This is a genomic window from Actinomadura flavalba DSM 45200 (assembly GCF_000374305.1).
Taxonomy (GTDB): domain Bacteria; phylum Actinomycetota; class Actinomycetes; order Streptosporangiales; family Streptosporangiaceae; genus Spirillospora; species Spirillospora flavalba.
Map to the genome: position 1 here is coordinate 1,125,696 of NZ_KB894093.1, position 24,129 is coordinate 1,149,824.

20 protein-coding genes, 1 pseudogene and 1 riboswitch are annotated in these 24,129 nt (G+C 74.4%); of the genes and pseudogenes, 14 read left to right on the plus strand and 7 right to left on the minus strand.

Annotated features, from left to right (window positions below; genetic code table 11):
* Positions 1–15 precede the first annotated feature (15 nt).
* The gene (locus C229_RS0105070) at positions 16–2,319 is read right to left on the minus strand and encodes a ribonucleoside-diphosphate reductase subunit alpha (protein WP_018653997.1); all 2,304 of its coding nucleotides are present in this window, start codon (positions 2,317–2,319) and stop codon (positions 16–18) included.
* Positions 2,320–2,403: 84 nt separating this feature from the next.
* Positions 2,404–2,614: riboswitch (cobalamin riboswitch) on the minus strand.
* A 94-nt stretch (positions 2,615–2,708) separates the two neighbouring features.
* On the opposite strand from C229_RS0105070, the gene C229_RS32610 reads away from it, so the two are divergent.
* The 8 genes from C229_RS32610 to C229_RS0105110 all read left to right on the plus strand — a co-directional run bounded on the left by C229_RS32610 (position 2,709) and on the right by C229_RS0105110 (position 9,680).
* Positions 2,709–3,266 carry a hypothetical protein gene (locus C229_RS32610; protein ID WP_018653998.1) on the plus strand — a complete coding sequence of 186 codons (558 nt, stop codon included), beginning with the start codon at positions 2,709–2,711 and terminating at the stop codon, positions 3,264–3,266.
* A gap of 41 nt (positions 3,267–3,307) precedes the next feature.
* Positions 3,308–3,982, plus strand: a complete 675-nt coding sequence (locus C229_RS0105080; protein WP_018653999.1) for a YcnI family copper-binding membrane protein — start codon at positions 3,308–3,310, stop codon at positions 3,980–3,982.
* Positions 3,979–4,497, plus strand: coding sequence for a copper resistance CopC family protein (locus C229_RS0105085; RefSeq protein ID WP_018654000.1), 519 nt, complete (start codon positions 3,979–3,981; stop codon positions 4,495–4,497). Before C229_RS0105080 ends, C229_RS0105085 begins: the two co-directional genes overlap by 4 nt.
* Before the next feature lie 157 nt (positions 4,498–4,654).
* Entirely contained in the window at positions 4,655–5,818 is a 1,164-nt protein-coding gene (locus C229_RS0105090) for an alkaline phosphatase PhoX (RefSeq protein WP_018654001.1), read from the plus strand.
* 88 nt (positions 5,819–5,906) lie between these two features.
* The gene (locus C229_RS0105095) at positions 5,907–6,749 is read left to right on the plus strand and encodes a polysaccharide deacetylase family protein (protein ID WP_026313453.1); all 843 of its coding nucleotides are present in this window, start codon (positions 5,907–5,909) and stop codon (positions 6,747–6,749) included.
* 76 nt (positions 6,750–6,825) lie between these two features.
* On the plus strand, positions 6,826–8,097 hold the full coding sequence (locus tag C229_RS0105100; protein ID WP_018654003.1) for a sensor histidine kinase: 1,272 nt from the start codon (positions 6,826–6,828) through the stop codon (positions 8,095–8,097).
* A gap of 10 nt (positions 8,098–8,107) precedes the next feature.
* The gene (locus C229_RS0105105; RefSeq protein WP_018654004.1) at positions 8,108–8,752 is read left to right on the plus strand and encodes a LuxR C-terminal-related transcriptional regulator; all 645 of its coding nucleotides are present in this window, start codon (positions 8,108–8,110) and stop codon (positions 8,750–8,752) included.
* A gap of 121 nt (positions 8,753–8,873) precedes the next feature.
* Positions 8,874–9,680, plus strand: a complete 807-nt coding sequence (locus C229_RS0105110) for a hypothetical protein (protein ID WP_018654005.1) — start codon at positions 8,874–8,876, stop codon at positions 9,678–9,680.
* A 4-nt stretch (positions 9,681–9,684) separates the two neighbouring features.
* Here C229_RS0105110 and C229_RS0105115 read toward each other — a convergent pair whose 3' ends face one another.
* A complete protein-coding gene (locus C229_RS0105115) occupies positions 9,685–10,449 on the minus strand; it encodes an enoyl-CoA hydratase/isomerase family protein (RefSeq protein ID WP_018654006.1) in 765 nt (254 codons plus the stop codon).
* Between the two features lie 194 nt (positions 10,450–10,643).
* Here C229_RS0105115 and C229_RS35705 point away from each other — a divergent pair, with 194 nt between their 5' ends.
* The 3 genes and pseudogenes from C229_RS35705 to rho form a co-directional block, all read left to right on the plus strand.
* The gene (locus C229_RS35705; RefSeq protein ID WP_018654007.1) at positions 10,644–12,641 is read left to right on the plus strand and encodes a PEP/pyruvate-binding domain-containing protein; all 1,998 of its coding nucleotides are present in this window, start codon (positions 10,644–10,646) and stop codon (positions 12,639–12,641) included.
* Positions 12,638–13,489: a hypothetical protein gene (locus C229_RS29470; RefSeq protein ID WP_155884603.1), complete on the plus strand. Its 852-nt coding sequence runs from the start codon at positions 12,638–12,640 to the stop codon at positions 13,487–13,489. Before C229_RS35705 ends, C229_RS29470 begins: the two co-directional genes overlap by 4 nt.
* A gap of 436 nt (positions 13,490–13,925) precedes the next feature.
* Positions 13,926–15,023 (plus strand): annotated as a pseudogene (gene rho / locus C229_RS0105130) (transcription termination factor Rho); the annotation flags it as partial.
* A 4-nt stretch (positions 15,024–15,027) separates the two neighbouring features.
* On the opposite strand, the gene C229_RS32615 reads toward rho, so the two are convergent.
* From C229_RS32615 to C229_RS0105145, 3 genes are all read right to left on the minus strand, one after another.
* Positions 15,028–16,461 (minus strand): serine/threonine-protein kinase, encoded by a 1,434-nt coding sequence (locus tag C229_RS32615; protein ID WP_169513808.1) that lies wholly within the window; start codon positions 16,459–16,461, stop codon positions 15,028–15,030.
* Positions 16,462–16,688: 227 nt separating this feature from the next.
* The gene (locus C229_RS0105140) at positions 16,689–17,696 is read right to left on the minus strand and encodes a lysylphosphatidylglycerol synthase transmembrane domain-containing protein (protein ID WP_018654009.1); all 1,008 of its coding nucleotides are present in this window, start codon (positions 17,694–17,696) and stop codon (positions 16,689–16,691) included.
* Positions 17,693–18,490, minus strand: a complete 798-nt coding sequence (locus tag C229_RS0105145; protein ID WP_033423923.1) for a PIG-L deacetylase family protein — start codon at positions 18,488–18,490, stop codon at positions 17,693–17,695. The genes C229_RS0105140 and C229_RS0105145 overlap by 4 nt, the downstream gene beginning before the upstream one ends.
* 473 nt (positions 18,491–18,963) lie before the next feature.
* Here C229_RS0105145 and C229_RS29480 point away from each other — a divergent pair, with 473 nt between their 5' ends.
* Entirely contained in the window at positions 18,964–20,061 is a 1,098-nt protein-coding gene (locus tag C229_RS29480) for a glycosyltransferase family 4 protein (protein ID WP_033423924.1), read from the plus strand.
* Here C229_RS29480 and C229_RS0105155 read toward each other — a convergent pair.
* A complete protein-coding gene (locus C229_RS0105155) occupies positions 20,019–21,605 on the minus strand; it encodes an acyl-CoA synthetase (protein WP_018654012.1) in 1,587 nt (528 codons plus the stop codon). The two genes, C229_RS29480 and C229_RS0105155, sit on opposite strands and share 43 nt — an antisense overlap.
* A 213-nt stretch (positions 21,606–21,818) precedes the next feature.
* On the opposite strand from C229_RS0105155, the gene sigE reads away from it, so the two are divergent.
* Entirely contained in the window at positions 21,819–22,388 is a 570-nt protein-coding gene (gene sigE, locus C229_RS0105160) for an RNA polymerase sigma factor SigE (RefSeq protein ID WP_026313456.1), read from the plus strand.
* 56 nt (positions 22,389–22,444) lie between these two features.
* A complete protein-coding gene (locus C229_RS0105165) occupies positions 22,445–23,239 on the plus strand; it encodes an alpha/beta fold hydrolase (protein ID WP_018654014.1) in 795 nt (264 codons plus the stop codon).
* Between the two features lie 18 nt (positions 23,240–23,257).
* Here the strand turns inward: C229_RS0105165 and C229_RS0105170 are convergent, their stop codons facing one another.
* The gene (locus C229_RS0105170; protein WP_018654015.1) at positions 23,258–24,106 is read right to left on the minus strand and encodes a MaoC/PaaZ C-terminal domain-containing protein; all 849 of its coding nucleotides are present in this window, start codon (positions 24,104–24,106) and stop codon (positions 23,258–23,260) included.
* Positions 24,107–24,129: the final 23 nt, after the last annotated feature.

The following is a 24,129-nucleotide window of genomic DNA, read 5'->3' on the forward strand; positions in this document are numbered from 1 at the left end:
TTCAGGCGGCGGCGGTCACTGGCAGGCGTCGCACGCCTCGGGGTTCTCCAGGGAGCAGGCGACCGCCTCGGGGTCGGGCACGGTGGAGGAGATCGTGGTCTGGGCGATGCGGGTCGCGGGACGCGAGCGCAGGTAGTACGTCGTCTTGAGGCCCTTGCGCCAGGCGTAGGCGTACATGGACGACAGCTTCCCGATCGTCGGGGTCTCCATGAAGAGGTTCAGGGAGTGGCCCTGGTCGATGTACGGGGTGCGGCCCGCCGACATGTCGATCAGCGCCTTCTGCGGCAGCTCCCACGCCGTGCGGTACAGCTCGCGCAGTTCGGCGGGCAGGTCGGTGAGGCCCTGGACGGAGCCGTTCGCGCGCTTGATCGCCTCGCGGACGGCCGGCGTCCACAGGCCGAGGCGCTTGAGATCCGCGACGAGGTAGCCGTTGATCTGGAGGAACTCGCCGGACAGCGTCTCGCGCTTGAACAGGTTCGACACCTGCGGCTCGATGCACTCGTAGCAGCCCGCGATGGACGCGATCGTCGCGGTCGGGGCGAGGGCGACGAGCAGCGAGTTGCGCAGGCCGACGCGGGCGACGCGCTCGCGCAGGGCCGCCCACTCGTCCGTCAGGACGGGCGACGCGTCCGGGAAGTGGTCCGGGTGGAGCTGGCCGCGCGCGGTGCGCGTCTGCGCGTAGTTCGGCAGCGTGCCCAGTTCCTCGGCCAGGTCGGCCGATGCCTGGTAGGCGGCGAGCGCGATCTCCTCCGCGATGCGGGTCGAGAGCGCCTGCGCCTCGGGCGAGTCGAACGGGAGGCGCAGCGCGAAGAAGACGTCGGCGAGGCCCATCGTGCCGAGGCCGACCGGACGCCACGCGGTGTTCGCCTTGCGGGCCTCCTCGGTCGGGTAGAAGCCGCGGTCGATGGTGCGGTCGAGGAAGCGGATCGCGGTGCGGACGGTGGTGCGCAGCCGCGCCCAGTCCACGCCGTCCGGGCCGACGTGCGCGGCGAGGTTCACCGAGCCGAGGTTGCAGACGGCCGTCTCGCCGTCGCTGGTGACCTCCAGGATCTCCGTGCACAGGTTCGACAGGTGGACGACGTTGCCGGGCTCGGCGGTCTGGTTGCAGGCGCGGTTGGCGGCGTCCTTGAACGTCATCCAGCCGTTGCCGGTCTCGGCCAGCGTCCGCATCATGCGCCCGTAGAGGCGGCGCGCGGGGACCTGCCGGACGAACCGGCCCGCCGCCTCGGCGGCGCGGTAGGCGGCGTCGAAGTCGTCGCCCCACAGGTCCGCCAGCTCGGGGACCTCCTTCGGGTCGAACAGCGACCAGGTCGCGTCGGCCTCGACGCGGCGCATGAACTCGTCCGGAATCCAGTTGGCGAGGTTGAGGTTGTGGGTGCGGCGGGCGTCCTCGCCGGTGTTGTCGCGCAGTTCCAGGAACTCTTCGACGTCGGCGTGCCACGGCTCCAGGTACACGCACGCGGCGCCCTTGCGGCGCCCGCCCTGGTTGACGGCCGCGACGGACGAGTCGAGCGTGCGCAGCCACGGGACGATGCCGTTGGAGTGGCCGTTGGTGCCGCGGATCAGCGAGCCGCGCGAGCGGACCTTCGTCCACGAGACGCCGATGCCGCCCGCGTACTTGCTGAGCCGCGCGACCTGCGCGTACCGCTCGTAGATCGACTCCAGTTCGTCGCGCGGCGAGTCGAGCAGGAAGCAGGACGAGAGCTGCGGGCGGTGCGCGCCGGAGTTGAACAGCGTCGGGGAGCTGGGCAGGTACGACAGAGTGGACAGCAGCGCGTACAGCTCGGCGGCGTCGGCGACGGTGTCGGACAGGCCGCAGGCGACGCGGAGCAGGAAGTGCTGCGGACGCTCCAGGACGCGGCGCGTCACCGGGTGGCGCAGCAGGTACCGGTCGTAGACGGTGCGCAGGCCGAAGTACCCGAACCGGTCGTCGGCGGACGGGTCGACCAGCGCGTCCAGCTCGTCGGCGTGGGCGGCGACGAACGCGACCGTCGCCCCGTTCAGCAGGCCCTGCGCGGCGGACGCGGCGACGCTCGCGGAGAACGACGTGACGCCTTCGGCGGCGGCCTCGTCGGCGATGTGCGCGTTCAGCAGCCGGGCGGCGACCTTGGAGTAGGCGGGTTCGACGGCGACGAGCGCGGCGGCCTCACCGACGGCCAGTTCGCGCAGCGTCCCGGCGTCGGACGCGCCGCCGCGGACGGCGGCCAGCAGCCGGGCCGGGTCGGCGCCGGGCAGCCCGGCGCACGCGCGCTCCACCTCGGCGGCGAGACCTTCGGCGAGCCCGGCAACCGGAGCCGGTGCGATCAGTTCCTGTGTCACGTGCCCTCATCCCCTCGCGAGCCTGCGGCACCGGGCAGCGCGAACGGAAGGCATGACGCATCCCGCCCGTAGCCCTCCCTCGGAGCCTGGACGTCCGCGCTGGCAGGTCTTCGGACTCGCGGGCGACGCGTCCGGACGGACGCGGCCTACTGGCCGTCGCTTCCCGGCCCTTGCGGGCCAGTGCTCTTGACGGCGGTCGTTCCCGCTCACCGCTGCGGGGCAGTCCCGGATTTCCACCGGGTTCCCTCTTGCGACGCCCCCTGGCGGAGGGCGAACCAGCACGAGGCAAGACCCTACATCTTGTTGGCCCCGAGCGCCGCAACCCCAGATGTAGGGCGCGTCACGGCGGTGAACCGCGACGGGGCTCCCCGCCGTACGATGACTGCGAGATGACCTCCACGCCCCCGGTCCCGCAGCACCGCGCCGCGCGCGCGGTGGTGTTCGCGACCGTGTGCACGGTGCTGGCGGCGGTCGCGCACGCGTCCGCGTCGGCGGTGCCGGTGCCGCCGGGGACGCTGCTCGGCGGGTTCGCCGGGGCCGTCCTCGTCGCGTACGCGCTGGCCGGTCACGAGCGGTCGCTGCCGGTGATCGGCGGGGTGCTGCTGGGCGGGCAGTTCGCGCTGCACAGCCTGTACGCGGGGGCGTCGCCCGATCTGCTCGGGCATCATCCGGCGCTCGCGCCCGCGCATCACGCCGGCGGGTCGTGGATGACGGCCGCGCACGCCGGCGCGGCGTGCGTCTCGGCGTGGTGGCTGCGGCGCGGCGAGCGCGCCGCGTGGTCGCTGGCGCGGCGGGCGCTGTTCCGGCCCTTGCTGCCGCTGCGCGTCGTGCTGCCGGTGCCGCCTGCCGTCGCGCTTCCGGTGTACTCCGTTCCGGTGCGGCCTATCGGGCTGCTGTTGCGGCATGACGTCGCGCGGCGCGGGCCGCCTTTCCGTTCGAGTTCCTGACGTCACCCCCTTTCTCGTCTTTTCTCGAACGGAGCCATTCCATGGCCGTCCGGCGTATCGCCGTACTCACCGCCTGCACCGCCGCCGCGCTCGCCTGTGGCGCGACCGCCGCGTCCGCGCACGTCACCGCCAATCCGCGCAGCGCGGAGAAGGGCGGATTCAGCAAGGTCTCCTTCCGCGTCCCGAACGAGCGGGACGACGCCTCCACGAACAAGGTCGTCGTGCGGCTGCCGCTCGACCACCCGATCGCGTTCGTGTCCGTCCGGCCGACGCCGGGATGGACGGTGAAGGTCGAGAAGTCCAAGCTCGACGAGCCCGTCGAGGCGCACGGGTCGAAGCTCACCGAGGCCGTCTCGACGATCACCTGGTCGGGCGGGAGGATCGACCCGGGCAACTTCGAGGAGTTCGACGTCTCGCTCGGGCCGCTGCCCGAGATCGACCGGATGGTCTTCCCGGCCGAGCAGACGTACACCGGCGGCGAGGTCGTGAAGTGGGACCAGCCGCCCGCGGCGGACGGGTCGGAGCCCGAGCACCCGGCGCCCGTCCTCACGCTCACGGACGCCGCGCCCGCCGCGCGGAAGGTCGCGGCGCCGAGCGTCGCGGCCGACTCCTCGGACGGGACGGCCCGCCTGCTCGGCGGCGCGGGCCTCGGCGCCGGTGTCGCCGGGCTCGCGGTCGGCGCGTTCGGCCTCGCGCGCGGACGGCGGCGCGCATGAAGCGCCTCGCCGCCCTCGCCCTGACCGCCGGGGCGTTCCTCGCCGTCGCGGCCCCGCCCGCGTCGGCGCACACGACGCTGCGCTCGACGGACCCGAAGGCGGACTCGTCCGGCGCGGCGCCCACGTCGATCACCCTCACCTACAACGACCCGGTGATGGTGCCGCGCGTGGTGCTGACCGGCCCGGACGGCGCCCGGCACGAGCAGGGCGCCGCGCAGGCGACGGACAACAAGGTCGTCCAGGCGGTCAAGCCGGGCCTTCCGGGCGGCCGGTACACGGTCGGCTGGCGCGTCGTGGCCAGTGACGGCCACCCGATCACGGGCCGGTTCACGTTCACGGTCGAGGCGGCGGACACCCCGCCGGCGGCCCCCGCCGCCCCGGCGCCGTCGGCGTCCCCGGCGGCTTCGACGGAGGGCTCGTCCCGCACGGGCTGGCTGTGGCTCGGCGGCGCCGCGGCGGCCCTCGCCGTCGCGGCGGGCGGAGCCCTGCTGCTCCGCCGCTCCCGCACGTCCTGACGCTCCCGTCCCCGGCGTCCCGTGGCGGGGCGCCGGGGACGGCGGCGCCACCGCCCGGACGCCGGGCGTTCACCCGGCGCACCGGGGTACGTCTCCGAATCGGAATACGGTCGCGGCTGCACGGGGACGTGGTCCCCTTTTCGCGAGGAGTTCTGGGATGGAACGTCGCTCGTTTCTTCGTACGGCCGTCGTCGGGGGCGGGGTGGCCGCGTTCTCGGGGTCGTTGTGGCAGGGGGCGGCGCTGGCCGCTCCGGCGCAGAACGGGGTCGGCCCGTACGGGGCGTTGCAGGGGCCGGACGCCAACGGAATCCGGCTGCCGGCCGGGTTCACCGGCAAGGTCGTGGCGCGGTCGGGGCAGAACGTGCCGGGGACGTCGTACCGATGGCACTCGGCGCCGGACGGGGGCGCGTGCTTCGCCGACGGCGGCGGGTGGATCTACGTGTCGAACTCGGAGATGGCGAGCGGGTCCGGCGGCGGGGCGTCGATGATCCGGTTCGACGCGGCGGGGAACTCGACGGCCGCGTCGCGGATTCTCGCGGGGACGAACAACAACTGCGCGGGCGGCAGGACGCCGTGGAACACGTGGCTGTCGTGCGAGGAGACGAGCACCGGGCGCGTGTGGGAGACGTACCCGTTCGGCGGGACGGCGGTGGCGCGGCCCGCGATGGGACGGTTCACGCACGAGGCGGCGGCGGCCGACCCCGTCCGGAGGGCGATCTACCTGACCGAGGACAAGTCGGACGGGTGCTTCTACCGGTTCGTCCCGTCGTCGTGGGGGAACCTGGCGTCCGGGACGCTCCAGGTGCTGCGCGCCGGGACGGCGACGTCCGGCTCGTTCACGTGGGCGAACGTCCCCGACCCGGACGGATCGCCCACCGAGACGCGGAACCAGGTGTCGGGCGCGAAGCGGTTCAACGGCGGCGAAGGCTGCCACTACGCGGACGGAAAGGTCTGGTTCACCACCAAGGGCGACAACCGGGTGTGGCAGGTCAATCTGGCGAACAACACCTACGAACTGGCGTACGACGACGATCTCGTCTCTCCGGGCACGCCGCCGCTCACCGGCGTGGACAACGTGACCGGTTCCGCCGGTGGCGACCTGTACGTCGCCGAGGACGGCGGCAACATGGAGATCTGCCTGATCACCCCGAACAGCCAGATCTCCGTCTTCCTGCGCATCGACGGCCAGTCGTCCTCGGAGATCTGCGGCCCGGCCTTCAACCCGTCCGGCGACCGCCTGTACTTCTCCTCGCAGCGCGGCCCCTCCGGCGCGTCCACCGGCGGCATCACCTACTGCGTGACCGGCCCGTTCCGGGCGTAGCCTCCACCCGGCCCCGCATAGCGGACGGTCATCTTCGGTGATTTGAACCGGTCCCTGGGTGGGTGGGTTGCCCGCTACCGTAGGGGTTGTGGCGGAAAGTGTGCGGGGATTGCTCACTCGGCGGCGGGCGCTGTGGGCGCTCGGGGCCGCCGGGCTGGTGGGGCTCGGGGCGGACGGGGCGCGCGGCGACGGGATCGAGCGGGCCGGGGTGCCGGGGCCCCGGACGCCCGTGGACGCGGCGACGCCCGTCCCGTCGCCCGCCCCGACCCCCACGCCCACCCCGACGCCGACCCTGCGGCCCGCGCCGTGGACGGCCGAGCCGATCACGACCGCCGAGCAGCCCGTCCGCAGGCTCACCGAGCTGGTGCCCGCGCCGCCGCCGAACACGATCGCGCTGACGATCGACGACGGGCCGCACCCCGCCTGGACGCCCCGCGTCCTCGACCTGCTGGCCGAGCACGACGTCCAGGCGACGTTCTTCATCATCGGCGAGCAGGTCCGCGAGTTCCCGAAGATCGCCAAGCGCATCGCCGACTCCGGGCACCAGATCTGCAACCACACGATGACGCACCCCACGCTCAGCCACGCGTCCGCGAAGAAGATCAAGCGGGAGATCGTGGACGCCCACGACCTCATCGCCCAGACGACCGGCATCGTGCCCGGCTTCTTCCGCGCGCCCGGCGGCGGCTGGTCGCCGCGCGTCTACGACGCGATCGCCGAGCACGACATGCTGCCGATCGACTGGGCCGTCGACCCGCGCGACTGGGCGCGGCCGGGCGTCGGCGCCATCCGCCGGTCGATGCTCGGCACGAAGGCGGGCGACATCCTGCTCTGCCACGACGGCGGCGGCGACCGCGCGCAGACGCTCGCGGCGCTCAAGGACGTGCTGCCCAAGCTGAAGAAGCGCGGCCTGATCTTCACACCGCTGTAGGGGTGGAGGAAACTACACCCCCGGGCCGCGTTCTGACCCCCGTGCGCGGCCGGCGACGCGCGAAGAGACTCGAACCATGATCGAAGAAACCCCCCTCCGGCGGCACCTCCTCGCCCCCTGGCGCGGCCTCGGCCTGTACCTGCTGTTCGTCCCGGGCACGCTGCTGTACTGCCTGTTCCTGACGTCGCTGACGCTGACCGGCGTCGGGATCGGCCTGCTGCTCACGCCCGTCGTGCTCGTCGCGATCCGCGGCCTGCTCGACACGGTGCGCGGCCTGCTCCGCGCCCGGACGGGCGTCGCGATCGACCGCCCGTACCTGCCCGAGGTCGCCGGGGAGAACGCGGTGCGCCGCTTCGCCCGGCTCCTGTCGGACCCGGCGACCTGGCGCGACACCGCGTGGCTCGCCGCCGACCCGGTCGTCGGCGCGTTCACCGCCGCGCTGCCCGCGCTGCTCATCGCGGAGGGCGTCTGGGGACTGCTCCTCACCGCCTTCGCGGGCGACGTGCTCGTCCGGAACGGCGGCGGGGACTGGTACCTGTTCATCCCGGTCGGCGCGGACTATCCGGACCGGCCGCTGCTCCAGTTCGGGACGGCCGCGCTCGGCGTCCTGCTCATCGCGCTCGGCTTCGCGTTCGGCCCCAGGCTGGTCGGCGCCTACGGCCGGTGGGGCGCGTTCCTGCTCGGCCCGACCGAGGCGTCCCGGCTCAAGCTGCGCGTCCGGCACCTGACCGCGTCGCGCTCGGACGCCGTGGACGCGTCCGCCGCCGAGCTGCGCCGCATCGAGCGCGACCTGCACGACGGCGCGCAGGCCCGGCTCGTCGCGATGGGCATGAGCCTCGGCGCGATCGAGCACCTGCTCGACAAGGACCCGGAGAAGGCGCGGCTGCTGCTGACCCGCGCCCGCGAGTCGTCCGCGCAGGCGCTGCACGAGCTGCGCGACCTGGTGCGCGGCATCCACCCGCCGGTGCTCGCGGACCGGGGCGTCGCCGACGCCGTCCGCGCGCTCGCCCTCGACCACCCGCTGGACGTCGAGGTGACCGCCGAGCTGGACGGGCGTCCCCCGGCGCCGGTCGAGTCCGCCGCTTACTTCGCCGTCGCGGAGATCCTGACCAACGCCGCCAAGCACGCGGACGCGGAACGCGTCTGGATCGACCTGCGGCAGACGGCGGGCCTCCTGCGCGTCTCGGTCACCGACGACGGACGCGGCGGCGCGAGCCTCGACGGCGGGACCGGGCTGCGCGGCGTCGAACGGCGGCTCGGTACCTTCGACGGCGTGCTCGCCGTGTCGTCCCCGCCCGGCGGCCCGACCGTCGTGACCCTGGAGCTGCCGTGCGCGCCGACCACCTGACGGCCCGCTGATGCGGGTCGTGCTCGCCGAGGACCTGGCCCTGCTGCGGGAGGGCCTGGTCAGCCTGCTGGAGGCGCACGGGTTCGAGATCGTCGCGGCGGTCGACAACGGCCCGTCGCTGCGCCGCGCGCTGCTGGAGCACCGGCCGGACGTCGCCGTCGTGGACGTCCGGCTGCCGCCGTCGTTCACCGACGAGGGCCTCCAGGCGGCGCTGGCCGCGCGCCGCGAGGTGCCGGGCCTGCCGGTGCTGGTGCTGTCGCAGTACGTCGAGCAGCTCTACGCCCGCGAGCTGCTGGCCGACGGCACCGGCGGCATCGGCTACCTGCTCAAGGACCGGGTGTTCGACGCGGCGCAGTTCGTGGACGCCGTCCGCCGCGTCGCCGCCGGGGGCACCGCGATGGACCCGGAGGTCATCTCCCGCCTCGTCGCGCGCGGCGGGCGCGACACCGGCGTGGCCCGGCTGACGCCGCGCGAGCTGGAGGTGCTGGAGCTGATGGCGGAGGGCCGCTCCAACGCGGCCATCGCCGAACGCCTCGTCGTCACCGAACGCGCCGTCACCAAGCACACCGCGAACATCTTCACCAAGCTCGACCTTCCGGTCGCCCCGGACGACAACCGCCGCGTCCTGGCCGTCCTCGCCTACCTCGGCCGGTAAACGAGCAACGCGGGATCGCGCGGGACGAAGGAGAGCAACGACCCACTTTTCCGCCGCAGGATGCCGTTCAGGCAGCACGATGGGAGCATCGTGCTCGGCGGCCGAGCCAAGGGAGGCTCCGATGACGTGGATCTTGGTGGTGCTCTGCCTGACGATCGCCGGGCTGGAGCTGTACATGGCGTTCGACCGCAGGCGCGGGCCCGCGGGGTCGGAGCTGGCCGACCTGCGGCATCGCGTGGCCGCCAACGCCGAGGACGTCGCGCAGGTGCGCAAGGCGCAGGAGGAGACCGGCGCGCGCGTCGGCTCGGTCATCGCGCAGATCAACGACCGGCTGCTGCCCGACGTGAACGAGCGCCTGTCCCGGCAGGGCGCGGCGCTCGACCGCGCCACCGGCGAACTGGTCGCGCTCCGCGACCATCTGGCCCGCCGGCTGGACGCCGCCGTCGCCGCGTCGCTGGGCGCCCCGCCGACCGACACGGTCGCGGGCGGCGTCGCCGCGACCGACGCGCGGCCCGCGCTCACCGAGGCGTTCGAACGGCTGGCGCTGCGCTACGGCCTGCACGCCGAACTCACCATCCCCGGCGAGGACCCCGAGACGGGCTGGCGGCTGCGCTGCTATCTGACCGGCCGCAGCCCGCGCGCCCTGGAGACCGACTTCCTCGAACTCCTCGGCGCGCTCAACGACCCCGGCGACGGCAACCCGATCCGCGACCTGCTCGACGGCCTCCGCACCGCCGGGCCGGGCGCCGCGCAGCTCGGCCCGCTGCTGGTCGCGCGGACGCCGGAGGAGTACGTCGTCGGCGTCCTGCCGCTGGCGGAGCTGCGCCGCAGCGACGCGACCGCGCTGCTCGACGACCCCAAGGACGCCGCCGCCCGCCTGCACCGCCTGCCCCCGGCCCGCTTCCGCGACCTGCCCGCCGGAGGCTGACGGCTCAGCCGCGCGGCGCCGTCCAGGTGAACTTCGGGGCGCGGCGTTCGAGGAACGCCGCGACGCCCTCGGCCGTGTCGCCGGACGCGGCGGCCTCGTCCAGCCACGCCGTCGCCAGGTCGCCGATCGGGGCTCCGGCCGCGACGGCGTCCACGATCTCCTTCGTGGCGCGCTGGGTGAGCAGGGACCGGGACGCCAGCGTCGCCGCGAACGCCTCCACGCGGGCGGCCAGGCCGTCCGCCGGGACGATCTCGTCCACCAGCCCGACGCGCAGCGCGTGCGGGGCGTCGACGAGGTCGGACGAGTAAAGCAGGTACTTCGCCGCCGACGGGCCGACGAGCCGGGTGATGCGGGCCGTCGCCGGAGCGGGGTAGACGATGCCGAGTTTGGCCGGGGTGATGCCGAAGCGGGCGCGTTCGGTGGCGAAGCGCAGGTCGCAGGCGGCGGCGAGCTGGCAGCCGCCGCCGACGCAGAAGCCGTCGATGGCGGCGATCGTCGGCTTGGGGAACGCGGCCAGGGCCTCTTCGGCGAGCGTGGACAGGCCCGCGTCGGAGCGGTCGATCGAGGCCAGTTCGCCGATGTCGGCGCCCGCGCAGAAGGTGCCGCCCGCGCCCGTCAGCACGACGACGCGGACGCCGGTGTCGGCGGCCAGCCGGTCGAGCAGGACCGGAACGGCGCGCCACATGTCGGCCGTCATCGCGTTGCGCTTCTCCGGCCGGTCGATCGTGATCGTGCCGGTGCCGCCGCCCGTGGTGCAGCGCAGCCCCATCCGTGCCCCCTCCGCCTAGGTGCGCCCATCGTAGGGCGGGCCGGTTTCAGGGTGATCTCCGCCCTCCGGACGATGGACAACCGCCCGGACCACCCCTCGGGAGGAAGGTGAGGACAGCACTACGGAGGGAGGACTTTCCGGTGCGAAAAAGGGATTCTGGCAGGAGGGCGGCCCCCCGGAGAACGGAGTCCACGGTGTCGGCGAGCGAACCCCTCCACCGCACTCTGCCGCTGACCGACCCGGCCGCCGGAGACCCCGGGCGGACCGGGGCGAAGGCGGCGAACCTGGCCCGCGCGGCGCGGCACGGGCTACCCGTCCTGCCCGGGTTCGTGGTGCCGGTCGGGCATCCCGACCCGTCCGGCGACGCCGGGCTGCGGGCCGCGTGGGAGACGCTGGACGGCGCCGCGCGGCCGCTCGTCGTGCGGTCGTCGTCCACCGCCGAGGACGGCGCCGTCTCGTCCATGGCCGGACGCTTCCTGTCCGTCCTCGACGTGCGCGGCTGGACCGCCTGCACCGAGGCCGTCGCGGCCGTGCGGGCGTCCGCCGACGGGGACGGCACCATGGGCGTGCTGCTCCAGCCGCAGCTCGACGCGGCGGCGGGCGGCGTCCTGTTCGGCGCCGACCCGGTGGACGGCCGCACCGACCGCGTCGTCGTCTCGGCCGTGAACGGGGCGCCGCACGAGCTGGTCGGCGGCGAGGTGGACGGCGTCCGGTACGTGCTGACCCGCCGGGGACGTCCCGTCCCGGCCGAGTGCGACGACCCGTCCGGCGGGCCGCTGGAACGCCGCCGCCTGCGCGAGCTGGCCCGGCTCGCCGCCCGCGCGGCCGCCGTGTTCGGCGGCCCGCAGGACATCGAGTTCGCGTTCGACCGCGACGGCCGGCTGTGGCTGCTCCAGAGCCGTCCGGTGACGGCGCTCGCGCCCGTCCCGCCGCGCCGCGCCCGGCTGCTCGGCCCCGGCCCGGTCGCCGAGACGCTGCCCGACGCGCTCGCGCCGCTGGAGGCCGACCTGTGGCTCGGCCCCCTCGACCGGGGGCTCGGGGAGGCGCTGGTGCTCGCGGGCGCCGTGGGCCGCCGCGCGCTGCGCCGCCCCACGGTCGTCGCGGTCGGCGGACGCGCCGCCGCCGACCTGCGCCGTCTCGGCGCCGCGCCGGGCCGCCCGTCCCGGCTGCGGCCGCTCAACCCGGTCCCGCCCGCGCGGCGGCTCGGCGCCGCGTGGCGCACCGGACGGCTGCGCGCCGGGCTGCCCGCCCTCGCGCGCGCCACCGCCGCCGACGTGGACGCCGCGCTCGCCGCCGTCCCGCCGCCCGCCGACCTGGACGACCCCGAACTGGCCGCCGCCCTCGACTGGACCCGCGCCGCCCTCACCGCCCTGCACGGGCTGGAGGCGCTGGCCGGGTCGCTGCTTCCCGAGGGCGACGGCGCGGGCGCGGCGGCGCGGGGGCTCGCCGCGCTCCGCCGGGGCCGCGCGGCCGGACGGACCGACGCGCAGATCGTCGCCGCCGATCCGGCCGTGCTGGCCCTCGTCCCGCCCGCGATCGGGCCCGCCGTCCGGCTCCCCGCCGGAACCCCGGCCGCGACGCCGGTGGCCGGGCCCCCGGCGCCGCGCGAACTGCTGCGCGCCCGCATCCGGCTCGTGCAGGAACTCGGCGCCCGCCTCGCCTGGACGGCCGGACGCCGCCTCACCGCCGCCGGGGCGCTGCCCGAGCCCGGCCAGGTCCGGGCGCTGCGGTACGCCGAGGTGGCGGCGGCGCTGCGCGGCGGGCCGCTGCCCGCCGACGCCGGGCGCCGTCCCGTCCCGCCCGCCGCCGCGCCGCTGCCCGCCGCGTTCCGGCTCGCCGGGGACCGCGTCGTCGCCGAGGCGGCCCCGTCCGGCGGCGCGCGCCCGGCGGGCGGCGGACGCGGCGCCGGGCCCGTGCACACCGGTCCGGGCGCTCCCCCGCCCGGGTCGGTGCTCGTCGTCCGCACCCTCGCGCCCGGCCTCGCCACCGACCTGCCCGCGCTGGCCGGGCTCGTCGCCGAGACCGGCAGCCCCCTGTCGCACCTGGCGATCCTCGCCCGCGAACTCGGCGTGCCCACCGTCGTCGGCCTGCGCGGCGCGCTCGACCGCTTCCCGCCCGGCGCCCGCGTCGTCGTCGACGGCGACACCGGCTCCGTCGAACCCACCCCCACCGGAGAGGAGTCGGTGACGTGATCCGGAGGCTTGTGGTCGGGGCTCTCGGGGCGATGGTCGTGTTCACCGGGGCGTATCTCGTCGTGTACACGGCGCGGTGGGAGTGGCAGCGGGCGTTGATGGCGGGGCAGTTGCTGATCGTGGCGCTGGTCGTGCTCGTCGCGGTGGCGGGGGCGGCGCGGCTGCGGCGGATCGAGGCGCTGCTGGCCGAGCGGACGGCGCCCGGCGACGCCCCGTACGGCGAGGCCGCGCCCGGGACGCCCCGGTTCCGCTGGCTGGAGTCCGACGCCGACCGGTACGGGGTCTTCATCCCGGTCCTGCTCGGCGCGGGCATCGTCGTGTCCGCGCTGGCCGCGCTCGTCGAGCGGATCGCCGCCGCGTTCGGACGGGGCGACGGCCGCCGCGCCGTCGTCCCCGCCGTGCTCACGCCGCCGTCCGGCGGCGTCCTGGCGGGCGCGCCCGAACCGCCCGAGCGGCGCGGACGCGGCGTCCGCACCGCGCTCGCCGCCGTCGCGATCGCCCTCGTCGCGGGCCTGGCCGTCGCGGAGATCGCCGAGCACACCCAGGACCGCCCCGACGCCCCGCCGGACGCGCCCACCAGCACCCTCGTCGTCGCCGCGCGCACCCACGGCCCCGCCGCCGAGACGTCCGGGACGCTCGTCACCCGGCTCTGGGAGTACTGCCGAGGCTCCACCCGCCCCTACCTGACCGGCGGCGGCGTCGCCCCGCTCGGCGGCGACCGGTACGCCGTCGTCGTCGAACCCGCCCTGGGCGAGCACGCGCTGCGGCGGCTGCGCGGCTGCCTCCAGGACGCGATGATCGACGGAGGCCGGTTCGAGGTCGTGTCCGTCCGGCCCGACGTCGGCTGAAACACCAAGTGTTGATCAAGGGGAATGCGCGACGGCGGTGCGGTGCTGTACTCTCTGGGAAAGGTCTTCGTCCTTCCCTCTCACGGCATCGTGCAGCGAACGGCGAAGACACCGACCCGGGTCATCTGAGCACCCGGCGCGTCGAATTCCCCAACCGTGCCGACGCCCCACGGGGTTGCGGCCATCGCAGCAAGGGGGCGCACGTCAGCCCGGTGGGCCGAGCCGCACAGGCCGCACGCCCGACCATTCCCTCCCCCGTTCCCTCCCGCACCGCTAGAACAGCGCATTCGTGGGAACACACCCCGGGTGGGTCGCGCTCAGCCGCCCCTCCTGAGAAGGGACCTTCATGCCCAGCACCATCACCCCGGAACGCGCGGCGGCTCCGGCGCACGTCCCCAAGCAGGCGGCCGGACGCCCCGCCGAGGACCTCCAGGTCCCGTTCACCGGCATCCTGGCCGTCCAGGACAAGCACGCCTTCGTCCGCACGTCCGGCTACCTCCCCGGCGACAACGACGTCTACGTCTCGCTCGCCCAGGTGAAGACCAACCACCTGCGCCCCGGCGACGCCGTCGCGGGCACCGCCCGCACGCCCCGGTCCGGCCGCGAGAAGTTCAACGCGCTCGTGCACGTCGAGACCGTCAACGGCGTCACGCCGCAGCAGGCCGGGCAGCGCCCCGAGTTCGGCCGGCTGACGCCGCTGTTCCCGCAGGAGCGCCTGCGCCTGGACACCGGCCCCCTCGCCTCCCGCGTCATCGACCTCATGGCGCCCATCGGCAAGGGCCAGCGCGGCCTCATCGTCTCCCCGCCCAAGGTCGGCAAGACGATGATGCTCCAGACGATCGCCAACGCGATCACGCTGTCCGAGCCGGACGTCCACCTCATGGTCGTGCTCATCGACGAGCGCCCCGAAGAGGTCACCGACATGGTCCGCTCCATCGACGGCGAGATCATCCACTCCACGTTCGACCGGCCCGCCGAGGAGCACACCGCCCTCGCCGAGCTGGCCGTCGAGCGCGCCAAGCGGCTCGTCGAGCAGGGCCACGACGTCGTCATGCTGCTCGACTCCATCACCCGCCTCGGCCGCGCCTACAACCTGGCCGCGCCGTCCAACACCCGCATCCTCGCGGGCGGTGTCGCCACCACCGCGCTGTACCCGCCGAAGAAGTTCTTCGGCGCCGCGCGCAACATCGAGGAGGGCGGCTCGCTGACGATCCTCGCGACCGCGCTCGTCGAGACCGGCTCGCGCATGGACGAGGTCTTCTTCGAGGAGTTCAAGGGCACCGGCAACATGGAGCTGAAGCTCGACCGCTCCCTCGCCGACCGCCGCGTCTTCCCCGCGATCGACCTGGAGGCGTCCGGCACGCGCCGCGAGGAACTGCTCATGACCCCCGAGGAACTGGCGGTCAACTGGCGGCTGCGCCGCGCGCTGTCCGGCCTCGACCGGCAGGGCGCCATCGAACAGCTCCTCGACCGGATGAAGGGCACCAGGTCCAACGCCGAGTTCCTGCTGCGGGTGCAGCAGCAGACGTCCTGACGGCTCAGCCGTCCGCGCGGAACGTCCGCAGGATCTGGTCGTGGACGCGCTGGCCGGGCGTCCACCGCGCGTCCGGCGCGGAGAACGCGAACTCGTAGCCGGGGACGCGGCTGTGCAGCGCGTGCCAGGTCACGCCGTCGGCGCCGCGCCAGGTGTACTCCCACTCGGCGACGTCACGGTCGTCGCCGGGGACCGGTTCGAGGCGCAGCGTCCGGAACGCCGGGCGTTCCTTCGCCGTCGCCGCCTCCGCCGCGCGCAGCCCGCCGATCGCGTCGCCCTGGGCGGGCGTGATCCGCAGCGCCGTCCCCGAGGACGGGTCGTTCCACTGCACGCCGCCGCCGCGTTCGGCGCGCGTCCAGTCCGTCGGGACGTCGACCGTGTAGCCCGCGGCCTCCCGGTAGGTGATCGACTTCGTCGCCGACGCCTGCACGGCCTTCACCGCCGCCGCGTCGCTCTGCCCCACCGAGTTCCACCGCGCCGACCACGCCCCCAGCACGACGACCGCGACCGCGAGCACCGCGACGCTGGCCATCGCGCCGGTGCGGGGCAGCCGCCCGGCGAACTCCGACGCGAGCCGCTGCTGCCACGGCACCTCCGGCGCCGGTTCCGGCGCCGTCGCGACGTCGGTCAGGAGCTGCCGCACGGCCTGCTTGCCGGGCCGGTCGTCGGGCTCCGGCGTGAGCAGCGCGCCGATGACGGGGGCGAGCGGCCCCGCGTGCTCGGGCGGCTCCTGCTCGTCGAGCAGCACCGCCAGCATCGACGCCAGCGCGTGTGACCGCGCGAACGGCGACACGCCCTCGACCATCGCGTACAGCGTCGCGCCGAACGACCACAGGTCGGAGCACTCGTCGCCCGCCTCGCCGCGCACCCGCTCGGGAGCCAGGTAGGCGGGCGAGCCCTCGATGCCCGCGACGAGCGTGTCCTCGATCTCGGTGTCGTCGGCCATGTGGGTGGCGAGGCCGAAGTCGGTGAGCAGGACGCGGCCGTCGTCGCAGATGAGGATGTTGCTGGGCTTGACGTCGCGGTGCAGGATGCCCGCCTCGTGCGCGGCGGTCAGCACGCCGAGGACGTCCAGGCCGATCTCGGCGGCGCGGCGCGGCTCCAGCGGGCCGTCCAGCACGATGACCTCGTGCAGCGAGCGCGCCCGGACGAACTCCATGACGATCCACGGCCGCTCGTCCTCGACGATGACGTCGTGGACGGCGACGACGCCCGGGTGGTTCAGCGCCGCCGTGGCCTTGGCCTCGGCGATCAGGCGCCGGCACAGCAATCGCCGCTCTCCGTCGGGGAGCCCGTGCGGAAGGCGCACCTCCTTGACGGCGACCTCGCGCTCCAGCACCTCGTCGCGCGCCCGCCAGACGGTTCCCATCCCGCCCCGGCCGACGGCGGACAGCAGGCGATACCGCTGCGCAAGCGGTATAGACCCTTCGTGCCCCATGGGGCTTTTATGCACGGGTTCGGCGTCACGCCACTCACCGACCAGCGCAATCATTTCTTGACCACCATCCCGGGGCTCGCCGAACGTCACACCGACCACCCCCTGCCCTCTCGTCCGACCCCGAACCACCGGACCCGTCCAACTGGTGGACAAAACGGTCATACGTGTTTCTTGAGGCTCCGGAACAGCCGCGATACATGGGGCTGCGGAGGCCGGTGTGACTCGGGTCATGCCTTCACCGCCCGGCCGTGCAGCGTCCAGGCGATCCACGCCAGCGCGCCCGTCGGGATCTCGATCGCGTACGTGTAGAACGAGTACAGGAGCGTCGCCGTCGCCGCCGGGCCCGGGTCGGCGCCGAACGCCAGCAGCAGCGCCGCCGTGCCCGTCTCGCTGATGCCCGCGCCGCTCGGCGTGATCACCGCCGTCGTCAGCATCCGGTTGATCGCGAAGACGGCCGTCGTCTCGGCGAGACCGACGTCCGCGCCGACCGCCGTCAGGCACGCCTGGAACAGCCACGCCTGCAACGCCAGGTAGGCGGCCATGCCGAACGTCAGGCCCTTCCAGCCGGTGCGCAGCACGCCGATCGTCTTGGCGCGGACGTCGGCCATCGCGCCGTCCGCGCGCCCCAGCAGCGCCCGCGGACGGGACGGCAGGCGCTGCGCGAACGCGCGGACGCCGTCGTCCAGCCGCCGGGCCGCGCCCGGCGACCGCAGCGCCAGGACGAGCAGCGCGACCGCCGCGAGCAGCAGCCCCGCGCCGAGCCCCGCCGCGCTCGCCAGCCCCCGGCCCGGAAGCTCGCCCGCGACCAGCAGCGCGATGATGCCGACGGCGGGCAGCAGCAACCGCGACAGCACGTTCCACACACCGGTGACGAGCGTCGACACGGCGATCGCCGCCGCCCGGTACCCCCAGCCGCGCGCCATCGCGAACGTCACCGCGACGCCAGCCGCGCCGCCGAACGGCAGCAGGTTGCTCACCGCGCTGCCGACCGCGTTGAGCATGAACGCCCGGATGTGCGTGAGCCCCGGGAGCGACGCCGTGAACACGAACGTGTACGCCCACAGCCCGGCCAGCCACAGCACCGTCAGCCACGCCACCTCGGCCCGCCCGAGCCGTCCCAGCTCCCGCCCGATCCGCCCCCAGTCGGCGCCGACCAGGTACGGCAGCGCGACGAGCAACCCGAGCGCGGCGGCCAGCGACAGGACCGACAGGCCGGTGCGGGCGGCGCCGCTCACCCGTCCGCCGCCACGCGGACCCGGTCCGGCCAGGCGTCCAGCGGATGCGCCAGATGCGAGCCGGGCGCGACGTCGCGGCGGACGAAGTACTCGGTGCCGAGCGCGTAGCGGAACAGCGGAGCGGGCAGGCCCAGCAGCGCGCGCAGCGTGCGGACCGTGTCGCCGCCGGTGGCCTGGCTGGCATGCGCCGCGAGCGCCGCCCGCTTGGCCCCGGCGTGGCGACGGACGCGGACCCGGTGCGTGATCTCGTCCCGTCCGGCGTAGGCGCGGGCGAGGGCGCCGACGTCCACCGCGCGCGGCAGCAGGCCCCAGCGGCGCAGCGGCCGCAGCACCCGCAGCAGCAGGTCGCGGTCGACGGTGGCCTCCAGCACCACGGGCGTTCCCGCGAGCCGCGCCGCCATCGTCCCGACGCGGTGCACCTGCACGTGGTCGGGGTGCCCGTACCCGCCCGCCGGGTCGTAGACGGTGAGCAGGTCGGCGTCCTCCTGCCGCAGGATCTCCGCCAGCTCCCCGGCCGCCACCGCGACGGACGCCCCCGCGAACCCGCCCGGCATGTCGCCGTCGACGCCGGAGTCGCCGTAGCCGAGGAACACGACCCGCGCGCACCCGAGCACCGCCGCCGACGCGTGCAGTTCGGCCGTCCGGACGGCGCCGAGCCCCGCGACGTCGTCGGCCAGCCCCCGCTCCCCGGCCGTCGCCACGACGAGCACCACCCGGTGACCTTCGGCCGCCAGCAACGCCATCGTCCCGGCCGTCAGCAACGCCTCGTCATCGGGATGAGCATGAAAGAACACACAGGTCCGCCGCACCCTGCCTAGATGCCCGCCGAATCCTGAAGATCAGCCAGCGTCCAGGTCAAGCCTCCGCCATTGCCCGCCTATCGAACGTCCTGCACCAGTGGCAATGTCCGGAGACGTTCGTCAATGTGCTCGGCGACGAATCCGGGCACCGGCACGTCCCCCTTGACCTGCGGCCAGTGCCCGGACGGTCTCGCGCACGACCACCCGCACGCGCGATCCGCCCGCCGTTCAGCGCGAACGCCAATTCGTCGCGGCGAAAATCCGGATAGGCCGATACCGCGACGAAGTCATAGGCGGGCGCAAGCCGAGGCGCCCGCCGGGATAGCGCCCGGCAGGTCGTCACCGAGAAAGGCGAGCGTGTCGGGTGGGCGGTTTCGGTCATGATCCCGGTGGTCGCGGGTCAAGGGTGCGTTACCCGCGCGTCGTGCGGGGCTCACGGGCGAGCGCAGTGCCGAGACTGCGGAGGGATGAGGATTCTCCATGTCAGCGACTGTTTTCCGCCGCGGCTCGGCGGGATCGAGGTGCAGGTCGACGGGCTGGCGCGGGCGCAGCACGCCGCCGGGCACGACGTCGCCGTGGCCACCGCCACGCCGGGGCCGGGCGGCGCCGGGCCGTTCCCGGTGGACCGGCTGGTCGCGCCGATGCCGTGGGAGCTTCCCGTCGGGCGGTCGCTCACGCCCGTGCTCGACCTGCGCAAACCCGACGTCGTCCACGTGCACGCCGGGGCCGTGTCGCCGTTCGCGTGGCGGGCGGTGCGCCGCGCCGGGCTGGAGGGCGTGCCGGTCGTGCTCACCGTCCACAGCCTGTGGGGGCCGTTCAGCCGCACCGTGTACGGACGGCTCGTCGGCGGCTGGACGCGGCGCGGGCTCGTCGTCACGGCGGTCAGCCGCGCCGCCGCGGCGCCGATCGAGCGGGTCGTCGCCGGGCGCGCGCCGGTGCGGATCGTGTCGAACGGCATCGACCTCGCCGCCTGGCACGCGGACGGCACCGCCCCGCCGCAGGACGCGCCCGACCTGCTGCATGTCGTCGCCGTCGGCCGTCTCGCGCCGCGCAAGGAGCCGCTGAACCTGCTGCGGCTGCTGCGGCACGTCGGGGAGCGCGCGCCGATCCGCGCGACCGTCGTCGGGGACGGCCCGGCCCGGCCCCGCATGGAGCGGTACCTGACCCGGCACCGCATGGACTGGGTGCGGCTCACCGGGCGCCTGGACCGGCCCGGCGTCCGCGCCGTCCTGGCCGACGCCGACGTGTTCGTCGCCCCGGCCGCGCGCGAGTCGTTCGGCCTCGCCGCGCTGGAGGCGCGGCTGGCCGGGGTGCCCGTGGTGGCGCAGGCGGGCAGCGGCGTCGCGGACTTCGTGGAGTCCGGCCGGGAGGGGCTGCTCGGCCGGACGTTCCCGGAGCTGTCGGCGGCGCTGCTGCGCCTCGCCGCCGACCACGCCCTCCGCTACCGCATCAGCGCCCACAACCGCGGCACCGAGCCCGTGCGCTGCACGTGGGACGCGGTGCTCGCGGCGTTCGACGACTGCTACGCGCTGGCGTCCGCGAAGACGCCCTTGGCCCACTTGTAGTCGGACTTGCCGACGGCGGTGCGCTGCACCTCGTCCACCAGCGTGATCTGCCGGGGCAGCTTGTAGCCGGCGATGAGGTCCCGGCAGTGCTCGGTCAGCTCCTCCAGCGTCGGGGCTGTGCCGGGGCGCGGCGCGATGACGGCGGCGACGCGCTGCCCGAACCGCTCGTCGGGCAGGCCGACCACGACGACGTCGTAGACGTCCGGGTGGTCCTTCAGCGCGACCTCGACCTCTTCGGGGTAGACCTTCTCGCCACCGGTGTTGATCATGAGGGAGCCGCGGCCGAGGAGCGTGATCGTGCCGTCCTCCTCCAGCGACGCGAAGTCGCCGGGGATCGACCAGCGCGTCCCGTTCCGGTCGGTGAAGAAGGTCTTGGCCGTCTTGGCCGGGTCGTTGTAGTAGCCGAGCGGAATGTGGCCGCTGCGGGCCAGCCGTCCGATCTCGCCCGGCCGGACGACGTCGAGGTCGTCGTCCAGGACGGTCGTGTCCGGCTTCATCGCGAAGCGGGCCGTGCCCTCCTTGCCGCCCACCGACGGGCCGGTCGCGCCGGTCTCCGAGGCGCCGTAGTTGTCGAGGAACATCACGTTCGGCAGGTGGGCCTTCAGCTCGTCCTTGGCGCCCTCGGTGAGCGGCGCGCCGCCGGACGCGACGGCGAACAGCGAGGAGGTGTCGTACCCGCCCCGGGCGAGTTCCTTGGCGATCGGGCGCCCCATCACGTCACCGACGATCATGATCACGTTCGCCTGCTCCGCCGCCAGCAGGTCCAGCGCCCGCTTCGCGTCGAACGCGTGGTCGGTGTAGAGGACGACCTTCGCGCCGCTGAACAGCCCCATGCACGCCACCCACTGCCCCGCGCCGTGCATGACGGGGGCGCAGTCGAGCACCGACATCGGCGGCTGCTCGGCGTTCGCGGCGATGGCGTCCGGGCTGGTGATGGGGTCACCGAGGACGTTCCCGCCGCCGAGCGCGCCGAAGAAGATGTCCTCGCAGCGCCACTCGACGCCCTTGGGATAGCCCGTCGTGCCGCCGGTGTACATGATGTAGCGGTCGTCGCTGGAGCGCTCGGGGAAGTCGTCGGTCGCGTCGGCGGCGGCCAGCGCCTTCTCGTACTCGACCGCGCCGGGGACGTCGTTGGTGCCGCCGTCCTCCAGCACCAGGACGTGCGCCAGCTCGGGCAGGTCGGCCCGGACCGCCTGCACGCGCTCCAGCAGCGACCGCTCCCCGATGAGCGCCACCGAGTCGGAGTCGGACAGGACGTGGTGCAGTTCGGCCGCCACGTACCGGAAGTTCACCGGGATCGGCACCGCGCGGATCTTGAAGATGCCGAGCATCGCCTCGATCCACTCGGCGCGGTTGTAGGACAGGATCGCGACGTGCTGTCCGGCTCGCACGCCCGCCTGCGCGAGGTGGTGCCCGACGCGGTTCGCCCGCTCGTTGAGTTCCTTGAGGGTCCGTCGTTCGTCGCCCGCGACGAGCGCCGGGCGGTCGGGGCCCGCCGCGGCCAGGATCTCCAGAAGGTCGGCCAGGTTGTAGCTGCGCGCCATGCCAGGTCCTCGCTGGTGGGGTGGGTACGAGTGCCCCGATTCATCCACACCCTGCGGTAAGTATTCAATTGCTCGTCTATCAGTGCTCTCATGAGATGGATCACAGCGGAGCGACCTCTAGCCGGGCGGTGACGGGGAACACGCCCGGATGCGGCCGGGCCGGGCCGTTCTTACACCGGTCTTATCCGCGAACCGGCAAGCTGTGCCGTAACGATTCAATATCAGACAGGGGTTGTGGTGAGCGCAGGCACGATGGCGTGGACGCCTCCGACGTGGGAGGAGATCGTCACCGAGCACTCCACGCGGGTGTTCCGGCTGGCGTACCGGCTGACCGGCGACAAGCACGACGCCGAAGACCTGACCCAGGACGTGTTCGTGCGGGTGTTCCGCTCGCTGTCCTCCTACAGCCCCGGCACGTTCGAGGGCTGGCTGCACCGCATCACCACGAACCTCTTCCTCGACAAGGCCCGCCGCAAGCAGCGCATCCGCTTCGACCCCCTCGCCGACGACGCCGCCGAACGCCTCCCGGGCCGCGAGCCGTCCCCCGCGCAGGCGTACGACGACCGCCACCTGGACGCCGACATCCAGCGCGCCCTCAACGCGCTGGCCCCCGAGTACCGCGCCGCCGTCGTCCTCTGCGACATCGAGGGGCTCTCCTACGAAGAGGTCGCCGCCTCGCTCGGCGTCAAGCTCGGCACCGTCCGCTCGCGCATCCACCGGGGCCGCTCGCAGCTCCGCGCCGCGCTGGAGCACCGCCGTCCCACCCCGGTCCCCACCGCCTGAACCCCTGCGTGACCGGGCTCACAGCCCGATTCGTCCGGGTGATTTACGCTCGCGGCGTGGACATCGTCTTCGAGCGGCGCGGCTCCGGGCCGCCGCTGGTGCTGCTGCACGGGATCGGGCACCGCTGGCAGGCGTGGGCGCCCGTCCTGGACCGGCTCGCCGCGCACCGCGACGTCATCGCCGTCGATCTGCCCGGGTTCGGGCAGTCCGCGCCGCTGCCCAAGGGCACGCCGTACACGCTGGACACGGCCGTCGAACGGCTCCGGACGTCCTTCGACGACCTCGGCCTCAAGCACCCGCACATCGCGGGCAACTCGCTCGGCGGCCTGTTCGCGCTGGAGGCCGCCGACCGGGGGCTCGTCAGCTCCGCGACGGCGCTGTCGCCCGCCGGGTTCTTCAACGCCGCCGAGCTGCGGTTCGCGGCCGGGGTGCTGCGGGCGTCGCGGGTGGCGGCGAACGTCCCCGACCCCGTCCTGAACCGGCTGGCCGCCTCCCCGCGCCGCCGCGCCGCCATGTTCGGCATGATCTACGGCCGTCCCGACCTGATGGACACCACCGTCCTCGCCGGCGACGCCAAGGCCCTCCGCGACGCCGCCGGTTTCCTGCCGACGCTCAAGGCGGGCCGCAGGGTCCGGTTCGCGGGCCGCTGCGCCGACGTCCCCGTCACGATCGGCTGGGGCACCCGCGACCGCCTGCTCCGGCCCGGCCAGGCCGTCCGCGCCCAGCAGCGCCTGCCGGACGCCCGCTTCGTCTGGCTGCACGGCTGCGGGCACGTCCCCATGGGCGACGATCCCGACAAGGTCACCCAGCTCCTCCTTGAAGGCAGCGACCACCCCCTGCGCGACGCCTAGCGCAGGGGGACGGGGACGCTAGTCGCCGATCTCGGCGCGGCCGTCCTTGATGACGACGTCGCCCGCCGACGAGGTGCACTCGAACGCGTAGGCGCCCGCGCTCTCCCGCCAGATGCGGGTGGTCACGTCCTGGCCGGGCAGTACCGGGCGCGAGAAGCGCACGGCGAGGCGCCGGAGCCGGGACGGGTCGCCGGCCGCCGCCGACTCGATCACCGCGCGGGACGTGAACGCCATCGTGCACAGGCCGTGCGCGATGATGCCGGGCAGCCCGGCCGAGCGGGCGAACGCGTCGTCGGTGTGGATCGGCATCGGGTCGCCGGACGCCTCCGCGTACCGGTACGTCTGGTCGTCGTCGACGTGCTGGGTCACCTCCGCGAACGGGGTGTCGTCGCGCAGCGCGTCGGGGAAGCCGTGCGCGGGCGCCAGCTCGCCGACGGTCTCCCCGGCCTGGAAGCCGCGGAAGAACGAGACCATCCACTGCTCGTTGACGAGGTCGCCGTCGTCGGCGCGCGTCTCCAGCTTCAGCGACACCGTCGTGCCGGACGACTTCGACGCGAAGCCCGTCACCTGCGCGCGCGAGACGAGCTTCATGCCGGGCACGATCGGCCGGTGGAAGACCATGTCCTGCTCGCCGTGGACGACGAACGGGATCAGGCTGTCCGGGACGACCTTGAACAGCGGCGGGATCATCCCCTCGAACACCGGCACGATCGCGAAGACCGGCGGCGCCAGCGTGCCGTCCAGGTAGACGGGGTTGGGGTCGTTGGTCGCCTCGGCGTAGGCGATCGTGCGGTCCCGTTCGACGTCGAACGTGAACGGGTCGCTCCAGACCCCGAGGCTTTCGGTGTTCATCTTCGGCTCGGTCATGGCCACCTCCGCACGGAAACATA